The organism is Streptomyces sp. NPDC002324, assembly GCF_053593335.1.
Genome location: NZ_JBSFCF010000004.1, coordinates 1 through 13,338, shown reverse-complemented (window position 1 = coordinate 13,338; position 13,338 = coordinate 1). Strand labels below are relative to the sequence as shown.

The window sequence follows — 13,338 nt, the reverse complement described above, 5'->3', positions numbered from 1 at the left end:
AGGGCGTGCGGGCACCCGGGGCCGGAGGCTTCCCGGATCGGCTTCAGGCATCTGTTCTATGGTGGCTGGAAACGCGCCGGACGCGATGTCCGGGAAGCGCGCGACGGTCCAACGCCCGGCAGATCCGGGTGGGTTGGTCCGGAACGTGCCCGTGCGTCCCGCCTTCACAGCTTGGTCCCACCCGGATCGCGTCGGATCGCGCGCGACGAACGGCGTATCCACGACGGCGGCCGGAGTGTCCACGAACCGATGACCACGAACCTTGAGCCCCGGCCGCAGGCCGGGCCCACCGTGCCGCGCCCGCTGCCCCCGACCGCCGTGCCCGAGGGCTGCGGCGCCTGGAGCGGGGAGAAGCTGGAGGCATGGGCCCGGACCCGGCCGCCCGTGTGGGTGCCGGCCCGGACCCGCCCCCTGCACCTGCTCGCCGTGGTCCCGGGCGGCCTCGTCATCGGCTTCTGGCTGGCGAACTTCGCGGAGATCCCCGCGGCCCTCGCCGTCCTGGTCCCCCTGCAACTGGTGTGGACCCTGGTCAGGCCCGAGGTCGTACGGTTCTCGGCGCCCCTGCTCATGCTCGTGCTGGCCTGGCGCGGGGGATCGCACGACGTGCCGACCCTGCTGGGCCTCACCGCCCTGACCTTCACCTGGGCCGCCGCCGAGATCCGGCTGAGCAAGCGCGGGCTGCAGCGGCAGTGGGCCGTGGCGGCCGCCGAGGGTGCGACCGCCACCGTGCCGGACGGGGCGGGGCCGGTGCGGCGCGGCCGGTTCCTCATGGGGGCCGGGCTCCTTCTGGCCCTGCTCGGCGCGGGACTGCTCACCCTCGCCTCCGGCCGGGACGTCGCCACCGACCGGGACGGGGTCACGCTCGTCGGCTGGTTCGTCGTCGGCTGGGGGCTCACCGCGCTGCTCTCCGGGTGGCTGGGACGCCGCCGGGCCGCCGCGCTGCGACGTGCTCCCGTGCCGGTGCTGCGGGTGCTCGTGCGTGACGGCGCCGACGGGGACGCCGAGGTCTTCGCCGCCGACGACGTGGAGGCACGGCGGCCGCTGTTCACCGTCGCGGCCGAGGAGTGGTACGGCGACGGCGAGGAGGAGTCCGAGGAGGACGACGCGTCCGAGGGAGCCGCGGAGCGGGACGAGCGGGACGAACTCCTCGACGCGATCGAGGACGCCGACGATGACGACGAGCAGCCCGGCCCCCTGCGCGAGGCCGTGCTGTACGGGCCGCCCCACGAGGGCGCCGAGATCGTGATCGTCAGCGCGGTGGAGAAGCCGGACGCGCCCGAGGAGCCGGACGGGTCCCAGGGGCCGCCGGACCTGCGGAAGCCGGAGGAGCGGAGGCCGGAGGAGCAGGACGGCGCGGACACGGCCGGGAGCGGTGCGCCGACGGAACTGGTCGTCGAGTCGTCCAGCGGCCCGGTGCGCCCCCTGTCCGCCCGCGCCGTGCGGCGCCGGGAAGCCGCACAGCGGGCCAGGGCCAGGCGGAGCACCGTCCACGAGGAGCTGCGGGCCACCGCCGCCGCCCGGAGCAGGCAGCGGCTGGGTGAGGAGCAGGTACCCGTGCGGCGCTGGCGGGCGGGGTGGGCCGACGGGGCCGCCGCTCTCCTGACGATCGTCGTGGTCGCGGCCGTCGGGCTGTACGCGCACGGCCTGGTGTGGCCCGTCCTCGGCGGTCTGGTCGGCCTCGTCGGCGTCCTGACGCTGCCCCAGCAGCTGGCCTGGCGCATCACCGCCGACCGCGCGGGCCTCTGGCTGAGCGGCTGGCGCCGGGACCGGCACATCGAGTGGGACGACCTCATGACGGTCCGGTGCGCCGGCGCGGTACTGACGGTGGACAGCCGCCAGGAGTCGTTCACGCCCTGGTCCGTCCGGTCGGAACGCTTGCGCCGGCTGGAGCGGAAGCTGCGCCTGGTCCACCCTTACGAGCGGACCGCGGCCGAGATCACCGCCATGTGGCGGGAGCCCGAGCTGCGGCCCGAAGGGGAGTACCGGGGCCGGGGGATGCCCCTGTGGCCGCTGGGCGTGGTGCTGGCCGCGGCGTGGGTGGCGGTGCTGGTGCTGGTGCCGTAGGGCGGTGGCGCGGCCGGATCGCCGGTCCGAGCGGCCCGGGGCCCCGGCCGGTGATCCAGCCGGGGCCCCGTCACACGCGGGCGGTCAGATGCCCGCCGCCGCCGACAGGTCCCGCTTGATCCCGGCCAGCAGGTCGGTCGCCTTCGCGCGGGCCGCCGGGAGACCGGCGTGGTCGGCCACCGGCACCACGACCTCCAGGTAGCATTTCAGCTTGGGCTCGGTCCCGCTCGGGCGGACGATCACGCGGGCGCCGTCGAGGGTGTACCGCAGGCCGTCCGTGGGCGGGAGGCTGTCGGTGCCCCGGGTGAGGTCCTCGGCCGTGGTGACGGCGAGGCCCGCGAGGGCGGTCGGGGGCCGCTCACGGAGCCGCTCCATGGCGCGGGCGATGACCGACAGATCCTCGACGCGGACCGAGAGCTGGTCGGTGGCGTGCAGGCCGTGCTCGACGGCGAGGTCGTCCAGCAGGTCGAGGAGGGTGCGGCCCTCCTCCTTCAGCCGCGAGGCGAGTTCCGTGATGAGGAGGGCCGCCGTGATGCCGTCCTTGTCCCGGACGCCCTCGGGGTCGACGCAGTAGCCGAGGGCCTCCTCGTAGCCGTAGCGCAAACCCTCGACGCGGGCGATCCACTTGAAGCCGGTGAGGGTCTCCTCGTAGGGCAGGCCCGCCTTCTCGGCGATACGGCCGAGGAGCGAGGAGGAGACGATCGACTCGGCGAAGGCGCCCTGGACGCCGCGCGCGACCAGGTGGGCGGCGAGGAGCGCGCCCACCTCGTCGCCGCGCAGCATCCGCCAGTCGGCGCCGTCCGGGACCGCCGCGGCGCAGCGGTCGGCGTCCGGGTCGTTCGCGACGATCAGGTCGGGGTCCGTCTCGCGGGCCTTCGCGAAGGCGAGGTCCATCGCGCCGGGCTCCTCCGGGTTGGGGAAGGCGACCGTCGGGAACTCCGGGTCCGGGTCCGCCTGCTCGGCGACCAGGACGGGCTCCGGGAAGCCCGCGCGGGCGAACGCCGCCAGCAGGGTGTCCTTTCCGACACCGTGCATCGCCGTGTAGACCGTGCGGGCGGTGCGGGGGGAACCGGGCGAGAGGACCGCGTCCGTACGAGCCAGGTACGCGTCCAGGACGCCGTCGTCGAGGGTCTCCCAGCCGGCGTCGGGGCGAGGGACGTCGTCCAGGGACCGTACGGCGTCGATCTCGGCCGCGATCCCGGCGTCGGCCGGGGGCACGATCTGGGAGCCGTCGCCCAGGTAGACCTTGTAGCCGTTGTCGCGGGGCGGGTTGTGACTGGCCGTGACCTCCACGCCGGCGACCGCGCCCAGGTGCCTTATGGCGAAGGCCAGGACGGGCGTGGGCAGGGGGCGGGGGAGGACGGCCGCGCGCAGGCCCGCGCCGGTCATCACGGCGGCCGTGTCACGCGCGAAGTCGGCGGACTTGTGCCGGGCGTCGTAGCCGATGACGACGAGGCCGCCGCCCGCGCCCTGCTTGTTCAGGTACGCGGCGAGGCCCGCGGCGGCGCGGATGACGACCGAGCGGTTCATGCGCATGGGGCCGGCGCCGAGTTCGCCGCGCAGGCCCGCGGTGCCGAACTGGAGGGTGCCGGAGAAACGGGCGGTCAGCTCCGCCGTGTCCGCCGCGTCGATCAGCCCGCCGAGTTCGTCCCGGGTGTCCGGGTCGGGATCCTCGGCCAGCCACGCCTTGGCGCGGGCGATCAGGTCGTCGTGCACGGGGGTCAACCTCTCGTTCCTGGTTCGTGTGTCGCTTCGATTGTGCTCGCCCCCGCGGCCCCTGACCGCGTCCCGTCCCCAGGGGCCGCGCCCCCGAAAAGCAGGGGCCGCGCCCCGTGCTTTCCAGGGAGGAACGCCCACCGGGCCCGCGGCCGGAGAGCGCGTCGCCTCGCGGAGCCCCGGGCTACAGCCGGTTCAGTACCCGCGTCAGCAGCGCGCCCATCCGGGTCGCCGAGTCGCGGCCCGCCTGGAGAACCTCTTCGTGGTTCAGGGGCTCACCCGTCATGCCGGCCGCCAGGTTGGTCACCAGCGAGATGCCCAGGATCTCGGCACCGGCCTCGCGCGCGGCGATGGCCTCCAGGACCGTGGACATGCCGACCAGGTCCGCGCCGATCACACGGGCCATCCGGATCTCCGCCGGGGTCTCGTAGTGGGGGCCCGTGAACTGCGCGTAGACGCCCTCCTCCAGCGAGGGGTCGATCTCCTTGCACAGGGCGCGCAGGCGCGGGGAGTACAGGTCCGTGAGGTCGACGAAGTTCGCGCCGACGATCGGCGACGTCGCCGTCAGGTTGAGGTGGTCGCTGATCAGGACCGGCTGGCCGGGACGCATGCCCTCGCGCAGACCGCCGCAGCCGTTGGTGAGGACGATCGTCTTCACCCCGGCGGCGACGGCGGTACGGACGCCGTGCGCCACCGCGGCGACACCGCGGCCCTCGTAGTAGTGGGTGCGGCCCAGGAAGACGAGCGCCCGCTTGCCGCCGATCCGGTACGAGCGGACCTTGCCGCCGTGGCCCTCGACCGCCGGCGGCGGGAAGCCGGGCAGCTCGGTGACCTGGAACTCGGCCTCGGGGGCGCCGAGCGCGTCCACGGCCGGGGCCCAGCCGGAGCCCATCACAAGCGCGACGTCGTGGGTCTCGGCGCCCGTCAGCTCGCGCAGGCGCGCGGCAGCGGCGTCGGCGGCGGCGTACGGGTCGCCCTGGATGTCGTCCGGAAGAAGAGATGCGTTCACGCGACGAGGGTATCCGGTTTGGGCCTACGCGCGTAGATGACGAGGCGCTCCGGATCGGGATCGTTGCCTTGTCGTTTCCAACGGCGAGACCGGGCGCGGGGACCGGCTCCGCGCCCCTCGGCCACTCGCTCAGCAGGGGCGTTTGCGCAGTTCCATCACGTAGTCGTGGGGTGCGCCCGCCGACTCCGCCGCGTCCGCCACCTCGCCCAGGTAGCGGGCCGAGGGAAGCCCGCCCTCGTAGCCGTTGAGGACGTAGACCCAGGCCGGCTCCTCGCCGTCCAGGGTGTGGACGCGGACCCGCATCCGGCGGTATATGTCCAGGCCGACGCCGACCCAGCGGTCCATCGCGTCCTCGTCCATGGGGGCGATGTCGTACAGCGCCACGAAGACCTGGGAGCGCGGCGCCTCCACGACCGTGGCCAGCGCGCCCTCCCAGCCCATGTGCTCGCCGCCGAAGGTCAGCCGCCAGTCGTTCAGCCAGCCGGTTGCGCGCAGCGGGGAGTGGGGGGCGCGGCGGGACATCAGACGCGAGTCCAGGTTGCCGGCGTAGGCGGCGTAGAGCGACATGGGGAGAGGGTACGGGAGCGTTCCGCTCGGGGCGCCGGGCGACTGATGGGGTGGGGGGTGCCTGTTGTTCTGCGGGTGCGGGTGAGTTGTGGCTGGTCGCGCAGTTCCTCGCGCCCCTTGCGGGGCGCCCTGCACCCCGGGGGCGTGCCACCCGCGCTCGTGCGGGACAATAGGGCATGTGACTCGGATCGTGATCATCGGTGGCGGACCCGGCGGCTATGAGGCGGCGCTGGTGGCCGCGCAGCTCGGCGCGGAGGTGACCGTCGTGGACTGCGACGGTCTGGGCGGGGCGTCGGTGCTGACCGACTGCGTGCCGTCGAAGACCCTCATCGCGACGGCCGAGGTGATGACCACCTTCGACTCCTCCTACGAGGAGCTGGGGATCATCGTCGCCGACGACACTCCGTACATCGACACGCCCGCGCGTGTCGTCGGGGTCGACCTCGGCAAGGTCAACCGGCGCGTGAAGCGGCTCGCGCTGGCGCAGTCGCACGACATCACGGCGTCCGTGACGCGCGCCGGTGCGCGGGTGATGCGAGGGCGCGGCCGGCTCCAGGGGCAGCAGGATCTCGACGGGTCGCGCAAGGTCGTGGTGCGCGCCGCCGACGGGTCCGAGGAGACGCTCACCGCCGACGCCGTGCTCATCGCCACCGGCGCCCATCCGCGCGAGGTGCCCGACGCGCAGCCCGACGGCGAGCGCATCCTCAACTGGACGCAGGTCTACGACCTCGACGAACTTCCCGAGGAACTGATCGTCGTCGGGTCCGGTGTCACCGGTGCCGAGTTCGCCGGCGCGTACCAGGCGCTGGGGTCCCGCGTCACGCTCGTCTCCAGCCGCGACCGCGTCCTGCCGGGCGAGGACCCGGACGCCGCCGCCGTCCTGGAGGACGTGTTCCGGCGCCGCGGTATGAACGTCATGGCGCGCTCCCGGGCCCAGTCCGCCAAACGGGTGGGCGACCGGGTCGAGGTGACGCTCGCGGACGGGCGGGTCATCAGCGGCTCGCACTGTCTGATGGCCGTCGGCGCCATCCCCAACAGCGCGGGCATGGGCCTGGAGGAGGCCGGGGTCAAGGTCAAGGACTCCGGGCACATCTGGACCGACAAGGTCTCCCGGACGAGTGCGCCCGGCGTGTACGCCGCCGGTGACGTGACCGGTGTCTTCGCGCTCGCCTCCGTGGCCGCCATGCAGGGCCGTATCGCCATGTACCACTTCCTCGGCGACGCGGTGGCCCCGCTGAACCTGAAGACCGTCTCGTCCAACGTCTTCACCGACCCCGAGATCGCCACCGTCGGCTACACCCAGGCCGACCTGGACACCGGGGTCATCGAGGCCGTCGGGGTGAAACTGCCGCTGCTGCGCAACCCGCGCGCCAAGATGCAGGGCATCCGGGACGGCTTCGTCAAGATCTTCTGCCGCCCGGGCACCGGTATCGTCGTTGGCGGTGTCGTGGTCGCCCCGCGTGCCTCGGAGCTGATCCACCCCATCTCGATCGCGGTCGACAACAACCTGACCGTCGAACAGATCGCGAACGCCTTCACCGTGTACCCGTCCCTGTCGGGTTCGATCGCCGAGGTGGCCCGCCAGCTCCACACGCGCAAGGCCGGCGGCGTCTGACAGGTCGTCCGGCAGTCGTCGGGCAGGTCGCCGGGCGGCCTGCTTGACACTTTCCGTCCCGGATGGCCCCTATATCACTTCTCGCCCCACCCTGCGAACAACTTCTGCTATTCGGCGCAAACTGCTGAAAGCAGATGGTCGTTGGCGTTACTGTCAGTTTCGTGTTCGCTGCAGAACGTCGTCAATTGATCCTCGAAATGGTGCGGGCCAATGGAGCCGTGTCGCTCCGTGAGCTCGCCCGCGTCGTCCAGACCTCCGAAGTGACCGTACGGCGGGACGTGCGCGCTCTGGAGGCAGAAGGACTCCTCGACCGCCGACACGGCGGTGCGGTATTGCCGGGCGGGTTCACGCGAGAGTCCGGCTTTCCGCAGAAATCTCATCTCGCGACCGCCGAGAAGACGGCCATCGCCGACCTCGCCGCGAGCTTCGTCGAAGAGGGCGAGGCCATCGTGGTCGGGGCGGGGACCACCACGCAGGAGCTGGCACGCCGGCTCGCGCGGGTCCCCGGGCTGACCGTCGTCACCAACTCCCTGTTGGTGGCCCAGGCGCTGGCCCATGCCAACCGTGTGGAGGTCGTGATGACCGGCGGCACCCTGCGCGGTTCCAACTACGCCCTGGTCGGCTCCGGCGCCGAGCAGTCCCTCCAAGGGCTGCGCGTCTCCAAGGCCTTCCTCTCCGGGAGCGGACTGACCGCCGAGCGCGGCCTGTCCACGTCCAACATGCTGTCGGCCTCGGTCGACCGCGCGCTGGTCCAGGCCGCCGCCGAGGTCGTCGTCCTCGCCGATCACACCAAGCTCGGCACCGACACGATGTTCCAGACGGTGCCGACCGATGTGGTCACCCGGCTGGTCACCGACGACCCGCCCGGCCATGACGACCGCGCGGTCACCGAGCTGCAGGCCCTGGCCGATCAGGGTGTGCAGATCTCCGTGGCCGGAGCGGCGGGCGGCGGTGCCGGCGGCGACCCCGTCCCGGCGCGCCCCTCGCGCCGGGACGTGCCCCTCCCGGGTCCTCGCCGCAACCAGGTCCACGGCACCGCGCCGCAGTTGCGCACCGCCACGGTCCTGGGGGACCAGCCGCCGGCCGGTGAACGGGAGCGGGAGAGGGCGGCCCGGGTCGCGGACCTGCGGCGCCGGTAGGGCCCGCCGTACGCGCGCTGCCGTCGCACCGCGTGTACGTTGCGCCTGCCGTACGCGCACTGCCGTAGCACCGCGTGTACGTCGTGCCTGCCGTACGCGCGCATGGCACCGCGTGGTCGTCGGAGGCGGGTCCCGCCTACCTCCGGGTGATGCCGCGCGTCGTCCGGCGGGCCTCTCGAACGGTCCGGTGGCGACGCCCCGTCGCGCCGCTCTCCCTGCGCCGCTTCGGCGCCGGGCGGCGGGTCGCAGGGGCCGTACGACCGTCAGGGTTTCAGGCCGCGCAGGGTCAGCGTCAGCAGGCGGTCGGCCAGGTCCGGGTCGTCCGGGGTCTCCTCGGCCGCCAGCGCGATCGCGTGGGTGAGCTGGAGCAGGTCACCGATCGACACGTCCTCGCGCACCGTGCGGGCCCGTTGCGCCCGCCGGAGCAGGGCGGTGCCCGCCTCCCGGATGGGGGCGCAGCACCGCGCCAGGTCCGAGGTGTTCTCGTCCGCGGCGCGGGAGTCCGCGTACGAAACCGTCATCAGGGCCTGGGCCAGACCTCGGTATTCGCCCGCATGGGTGATGATGTCGCGCAGCCAGGAGACGAGTGCGGTGCAGGGCTGGGCCGCGTCGAGCTGCTCGCGCGCCCGGGCCAGCAGGTCGCCGACGGCTTCCTCGAAGACCGCGCCGAGGAGGGCCTGGCGGTTGGGGAAGTGGCGGTACAGGGTGCCGATGCCCACGTCCGCGCGGCGGGCGATGTCCTCCAGCGAGGCGGACGTCCCGTGGGCCGCGAAGGCGAGACGGGCCTCCGTGAGCAGGCGGTCGCGGTTGCGGCGGGCGTCGGCCCGCATCGGGCGGGTCCCTGCGGGAGTCCCCGCCGAAGCTCGGGCCGGGGTGGGGCTCACGGTGGTTCCACCTGCTCTCTGCGCTGGGGGATGTTCAGCCTAAGAGCTCGGGTGAGCGCGGGAGTTGCGCGGGTGCCGGTTCTGCGTGACTGGTCGCGCGGTTCCCCGCGCCCCTCTGAGGGGCGCGGGGACGCGGCTGTTCGCGTGGCGCCGGATCAGTCCTTGATCTCGCAGATGGCGGCGCCGGAGGTGATGGAGGCGCCGACGTCCGCGGAGAGGCCCTTGACGGTGCCGGAGCGGTGGGCGTTGAGAGGCTGTTCCATCTTCATGGCCTCCAGGACGACGATCAGGTCGCCTTCCTTGACCTCCTGGCCCTCCTCGACGGCGACCTTGACGATGGTGCCCTGCATCGGGGAGGCGAGGGTGTCTCCGGAGGCCGCCGGGCCGGACTTCTTCGCCGCGCGGCGCTTGGGCTTGGCACCGGCCGCCAGACCGGTGCGGGCCAGGGTCATGCCCAGGGCGGCCGGGAGGGAGACCTCCAGGCGCTTGCCGCCGACCTCGACGACGATCGTCTCGCGGTCGGTGTCGTCCTCGGCCTCGGTGTCGGCCGGGGCCGCGAAGGGCTTGATGTCGTTGACGAACTCGGTCTCGATCCAGCGGGTGTGGACCGTGAACGGGTCCGCGGAGCCGGTCAGCTCGGGGCCGAACGCCGGGTCCCTGACCACCGCGCGGTGGAAGGGGATCGCGGTGGCCATGCCCTCGACGGTGAACTCGTCCAGGGCGCGGGCGGCGCGCTGCAGGGCCTGCTGACGGGTGGCGCCGGTGACGATCAGCTTGGCCAGCAGGGAGTCCCAGGCCGGGCCGATCACGCTGCCGGACTCCACGCCCGCGTCCAGGCGGACGCCGGGGCCGGTGGGCGCGGTGAAGGTGGTGACGGTGCCGGGGGCGGGCAGGAAGCCCCGGCCCGGGTCCTCGCCGTTGATGCGGAACTCGAAGGAGTGGCCACGCAGCGGCGGGTCGTCGTAGCCGAGGGCCTCGCCGTCGGCGATGCGGAACATCTCGCGGACCAGGTCGATACCGGTGACCTCCTCGGTGACCGGGTGCTCGACCTGGAGGCGGGTGTTGACCTCCAGGAAGGAGATCGTGCCGTCCAGGCCCACCAGGAACTCCACCGTGCCGGCGCCGACGTAGCCGGCCTCCTTCAGGATCGCCTTCGACGCCGCGTACAGCTGCTCGTTCTGCGCCTCGGACAGGAAGGGGGCCGGGGCCTCCTCGACGAGCTTCTGGTGGCGGCGCTGCAGCGAGCAGTCACGGGTGGAGACCACGACCACGTTGCCGTGGGAGTCGGCCAGGCACTGCGTCTCCACGTGGCGGGGCTTGTCGAGGTAGCGCTCCACGAAGCACTCGCCCCGCCCGAACGCGGCCACGGCCTCGCGGACGGCGGAGTCGTACAGCTCCGGGACCTCCTCCAGGGTGCGGGCGACCTTCAGGCCACGCCCGCCGCCACCGAAGGCCGCCTTGATCGCGATCGGCAGACCGTGCTCCCGGGCGAACGCCACGACCTCCTCGGCCCCCGAGACGGGATCGGGCGTGCCCGCGACCAGCGGCGCACCGGCGCGCTGGGCGATGTGCCGGGCCGCCACCTTGTCACCCAGGTCGCGGATCGCCTGCGGGGGCGGACCGATCCAGATCAGGCCCGCGTCCAGGACCGCCTGGGCGAACTCCGCGTTCTCCGAGAGGAAGCCGTAGCCGGGGTGGACCGCGTCGGCTTCGGCGTCCTTCGCCGCCTGGAGGACCTTGCCCATGTCCAGGTAGCTGGTCGCCGGCGTGTCACCGCCCAGGGCGAACGCCTCGTCCGCGGCCCGCACATGCAGCGCGTCCCGGTCCGGATCGGCGTACACGGCCACGCTCGCGATCCCGGCGTCCCGGCACGCCCGGGCGACGCGGACAGCGATTTCGCCTCGGTTGGCGATCAACACCTTGCGCACGATGGCTCCCTCTCCTTGAAACAAGCCGAGTTTAGGGACTGCCGACACGGCGTTTCGACCCGTCCACAATGGTGAGCTTGCCCACACGGAGCGTGAAACGAGGCTCACTCAACCTGCGAAATCCCTTGTCGCACAGCATTGCGCAGGTCTCCATGCGGAAACCCTAGCCCTCTGATGTGGTCAAGGTCTCTGTGCGGCCGCGCTGCGGCCGGTTGGGTTTCTTTGTGGAGTCCCTACTAATGGCCCAACGATTCTTTGCTCTCGTGAGAACCCTTGTCCCGGGGTTTACCCGTTAGTAGCGTTCGCGATGTCTCGAACGCCTGCATGGGGTGACGACATGGGTCCGCGAGGCGCTGAGAGCAGCAGGACGAGAGTGGAAGTGGGTGGGGGCGGTGATCCGCAGACCGGTGGCGGTGGTCACGGCGTTCGTGCTGTTCGCGGAAGGGCTCGGAATCGCCGGGCTGCAGTGGTTCCTCGGCACGGTCGTCGACCGGCAGAAGATGTCCCTCGCCGGGCTGGATCCGGACGCGATGTCCCTCTCCACGAAGGCCGGGGGTGTCGTCTTCGGCCTCTACTTCGTCCTCTGCGGTGTGGTCGCCCTGCTCGTCGGGGTGCGCAACCGGCCCGCCGCCGGGCTCGGCAGGATCCTGCTCATCAGCGTGGCCGTCGTGCACGGGCTGCTCGGCGCGCTCACGGTGGGGCTGGTCGGGTGGGGCGCGTTCGCGTTCATGATGGTCGTGCTGGGGCTCGTGCTGCTCACGCTGATGACGTACGACCGGCAGGACGGGAGCGCTGACGCCGTGTCGGGTGGAGCCGGTGGGGCGGACGGGTCCGGTGGGGCGAAGGGGTCGGCTGGAGTGGGTGGTGCCGGTGGGTCGGAGCCGGTCGCTCCTGCGGCGCCCGGCGCCTCTTGACGGGACCGGCGCTCACCTTGTGACGGGACCGGCTCCCACCTTGTGACGGTTCGGCGCGATCCCCGCGTGTTCAGTTCTCGCGGGGGGTCCACAGCTCCGTGATGCCTACGCCCAGTTGGGCCAGCAGACGCCGGAGCAGGGGCAGGCTGAGCCCGATGACGTTGCCGTGGTCGCCGTCGATGCCCTCGATGAACGGGGCCGAGCGGCCGTCGAGGGTGAACGCGCCCGCCACGTGGAGGGGTTCGCCCGAGGCGACGTACGCGGCGATCTCGTCGTCGGTGGGGTCGCCGAAGTGGACGACCGTGGAGGCGGTCGCGGAGGCGTGGCGGCCGGTGGCGGTGTCGTAGACGCAGTGGCCGGTCTGGAGCGTGCCGGCGCGGCCGCGCATCGACTTCCAGCGGGCGGTGGCCTCCTCGGCGTCGGCAGGCTTGCCGAGGGCCTGGCCGTCCAGGTCGAGGACCGAGTCGCAGCCGACCACCAGGGCGCCCTTGACCTCGGGCTTCGCGGCCACCACGGAGGCCTTGGCCTCGGCGAGCGCGAGCGCGAGGTCGGCGGGGGTGGGGGCGCTGACGGCGTCCTCGTCGACGCCGCTGACGATCACCTCGGGGGTGAGGCCGGCCTGGCGGAGGAGGTTGAGCCGGGCGGGGGACTGGGAGGCGAGGACGAGGCGGCGGGGCTGGTGGTCGGTCATGGGCGCCAGGGTATCGGCGGGGGTGCGTCCGGGGGGTGGGCCGGGGCGCGTTGATGCGGTGGGGTGGTGCGCGCTTGTCTGGTGCGCTGGGTGTGGTGCGGTTGCCTGGCGCGCGGTACCTGGTGCACTGAGTGGAGAGTGGGGCGCGTTCGGCTCGGTGGGCGGGAGCGCGCTTCGTGCGGTGGGTGGGTCGGGTGCGCGCCGGGGGGTGTCCGTCCTCGGAACGGCGCGGAATCGGTCGGCTTCGAGGCGCGGGGCGTTGACGAGTCAACCGCTGCGGGCGGACACCTCCCGGCACGCCCCCTTCGCGCCGTACGCGGCAGGTCCTGCGTGCGGGGCGCGCCCGCCTGATCGCCGTACGTGGATCTCAGCGGAGGCCCAGGACCAGCATCGCCAGGAGCATGGCGAAGGCCATGAGGACGCCGAGCCGCCGAAGCATGGCCTGCGTGTCGCGCAGTTCCTTCGGCGGCTCGTTCTCAGGGTCGGACCAGAGCATGCTGCGATGGTGCGTCGCCCGGGGGGCCCGGCGCCTGAGTACGCGTACTCAAGTCGGTAGGGGAGGTTCCGCTCAGCCCGGCCAGTAGGTCCGGCTCCAGGTCGAGGGGCCCGGGGCCGGGAGGCGGTGGGCGGCGATGCGGGACGGGTCGGCCCAGGAGTCGCGGGGGGCGGGCACGCCGGGCTGCTGCGCCGCCGCTGCTGCTGCGGTGCGGGCGCGTACGACGGCGAGTGCGGCGGCGAGTTCCTCGGGGGTGGGGTTTCCCCGGACGACCTTGATGGTCATGTCGGCTCCCGTGGGGGTTCAGAGGGGGAT

General features: G+C 73.0%; 12 protein-coding genes. 4 read left to right on the top strand and 8 right to left on the bottom strand.

The window, feature by feature from the left end; genetic code table 11:
• The first annotated feature begins 249 nt into the window (after positions 1-249).
• On the top strand, positions 250-2,064 hold the full coding sequence (locus ACWCRJ_RS07605) for a hypothetical protein (protein WP_450938438.1): 1,815 nt from the start codon (positions 250-252) through the stop codon (positions 2,062-2,064).
• A gap of 84 nt (positions 2,065-2,148) precedes the next feature.
• Here ACWCRJ_RS07605 and ACWCRJ_RS07600 read toward each other — a convergent pair whose 3' ends face one another.
• The 3 genes from ACWCRJ_RS07600 to ACWCRJ_RS07590 form a co-directional block, all read right to left on the bottom strand.
• Positions 2,149-3,780, bottom strand: a complete 1,632-nt coding sequence (locus ACWCRJ_RS07600; RefSeq protein WP_450938667.1) for a phospho-sugar mutase — start codon at positions 3,778-3,780, stop codon at positions 2,149-2,151.
• Between the two features lie 184 nt (positions 3,781-3,964).
• Positions 3,965-4,789, bottom strand: coding sequence for a purine-nucleoside phosphorylase (locus ACWCRJ_RS07595; RefSeq protein ID WP_450938437.1), 825 nt, complete (start codon positions 4,787-4,789; stop codon positions 3,965-3,967).
• A gap of 129 nt (positions 4,790-4,918) precedes the next feature.
• On the bottom strand, positions 4,919-5,356 hold the full coding sequence (locus tag ACWCRJ_RS07590; protein WP_045562870.1) for a gamma-glutamylcyclotransferase: 438 nt from the start codon (positions 5,354-5,356) through the stop codon (positions 4,919-4,921).
• A gap of 169 nt (positions 5,357-5,525) precedes the next feature.
• On the opposite strand from ACWCRJ_RS07590, the gene ACWCRJ_RS07585 reads away from it, so the two are divergent.
• Together ACWCRJ_RS07585 and ACWCRJ_RS07580 are read left to right on the top strand one after the other, a co-directional pair.
• Complete coding sequence (locus ACWCRJ_RS07585; protein ID WP_450938666.1) at positions 5,526-6,971, top strand: NAD(P)H-quinone dehydrogenase; 1,446 nt, start codon at positions 5,526-5,528, stop codon at positions 6,969-6,971.
• A 134-nt stretch (positions 6,972-7,105) separates the two neighbouring features.
• Positions 7,106-8,110, top strand: coding sequence for a DeoR/GlpR family DNA-binding transcription regulator (locus ACWCRJ_RS07580; protein WP_450938436.1), 1,005 nt, complete (start codon positions 7,106-7,108; stop codon positions 8,108-8,110).
• Between the two features lie 263 nt (positions 8,111-8,373).
• On the opposite strand, the gene ACWCRJ_RS07575 is transcribed toward ACWCRJ_RS07580, so the two are convergent.
• Positions 8,374-8,940 carry a TetR/AcrR family transcriptional regulator gene (locus ACWCRJ_RS07575; protein WP_450938435.1) on the bottom strand — a complete coding sequence of 189 codons (567 nt, stop codon included), beginning with the start codon at positions 8,938-8,940 and terminating at the stop codon, positions 8,374-8,376.
• 209 nt (positions 8,941-9,149) lie between these two features.
• Positions 9,150-10,922 carry an acetyl/propionyl/methylcrotonyl-CoA carboxylase subunit alpha gene (locus ACWCRJ_RS07570; RefSeq protein WP_450938434.1) on the bottom strand — a complete coding sequence of 591 codons (1,773 nt, stop codon included), beginning with the start codon at positions 10,920-10,922 and terminating at the stop codon, positions 9,150-9,152.
• A 392-nt stretch (positions 10,923-11,314) separates the two neighbouring features.
• Here ACWCRJ_RS07570 and ACWCRJ_RS07565 point away from each other — a divergent pair, with 392 nt between their 5' ends.
• The gene (locus ACWCRJ_RS07565; RefSeq protein ID WP_450938433.1) at positions 11,315-11,836 is read left to right on the top strand and encodes a hypothetical protein; all 522 of its coding nucleotides are present in this window, start codon (positions 11,315-11,317) and stop codon (positions 11,834-11,836) included.
• Between the two features lie 70 nt (positions 11,837-11,906).
• On the opposite strand, the gene ACWCRJ_RS07560 is transcribed toward ACWCRJ_RS07565, so the two are convergent.
• The 3 genes from ACWCRJ_RS07560 to ACWCRJ_RS07550 all read right to left on the bottom strand — a co-directional run bounded on the left by ACWCRJ_RS07560 (position 11,907) and on the right by ACWCRJ_RS07550 (position 13,308).
• Positions 11,907-12,527: a nucleoside triphosphate pyrophosphatase gene (locus ACWCRJ_RS07560; protein ID WP_450938432.1), complete on the bottom strand. Its 621-nt coding sequence runs from the start codon at positions 12,525-12,527 to the stop codon at positions 11,907-11,909.
• A gap of 367 nt (positions 12,528-12,894) precedes the next feature.
• A complete protein-coding gene (gene mmpB / locus ACWCRJ_RS07555; RefSeq protein WP_334659489.1) occupies positions 12,895-13,023 on the bottom strand; it encodes a morphogenic membrane protein MmpB in 129 nt (42 codons plus the stop codon).
• Positions 13,024-13,095: 72 nt separating this feature from the next.
• Positions 13,096-13,308, bottom strand: coding sequence for an acyl-CoA carboxylase epsilon subunit (locus ACWCRJ_RS07550; RefSeq protein ID WP_450938431.1), 213 nt, complete (start codon positions 13,306-13,308; stop codon positions 13,096-13,098).
• Between the last annotated feature and the right edge of the window lie 30 nt (positions 13,309-13,338).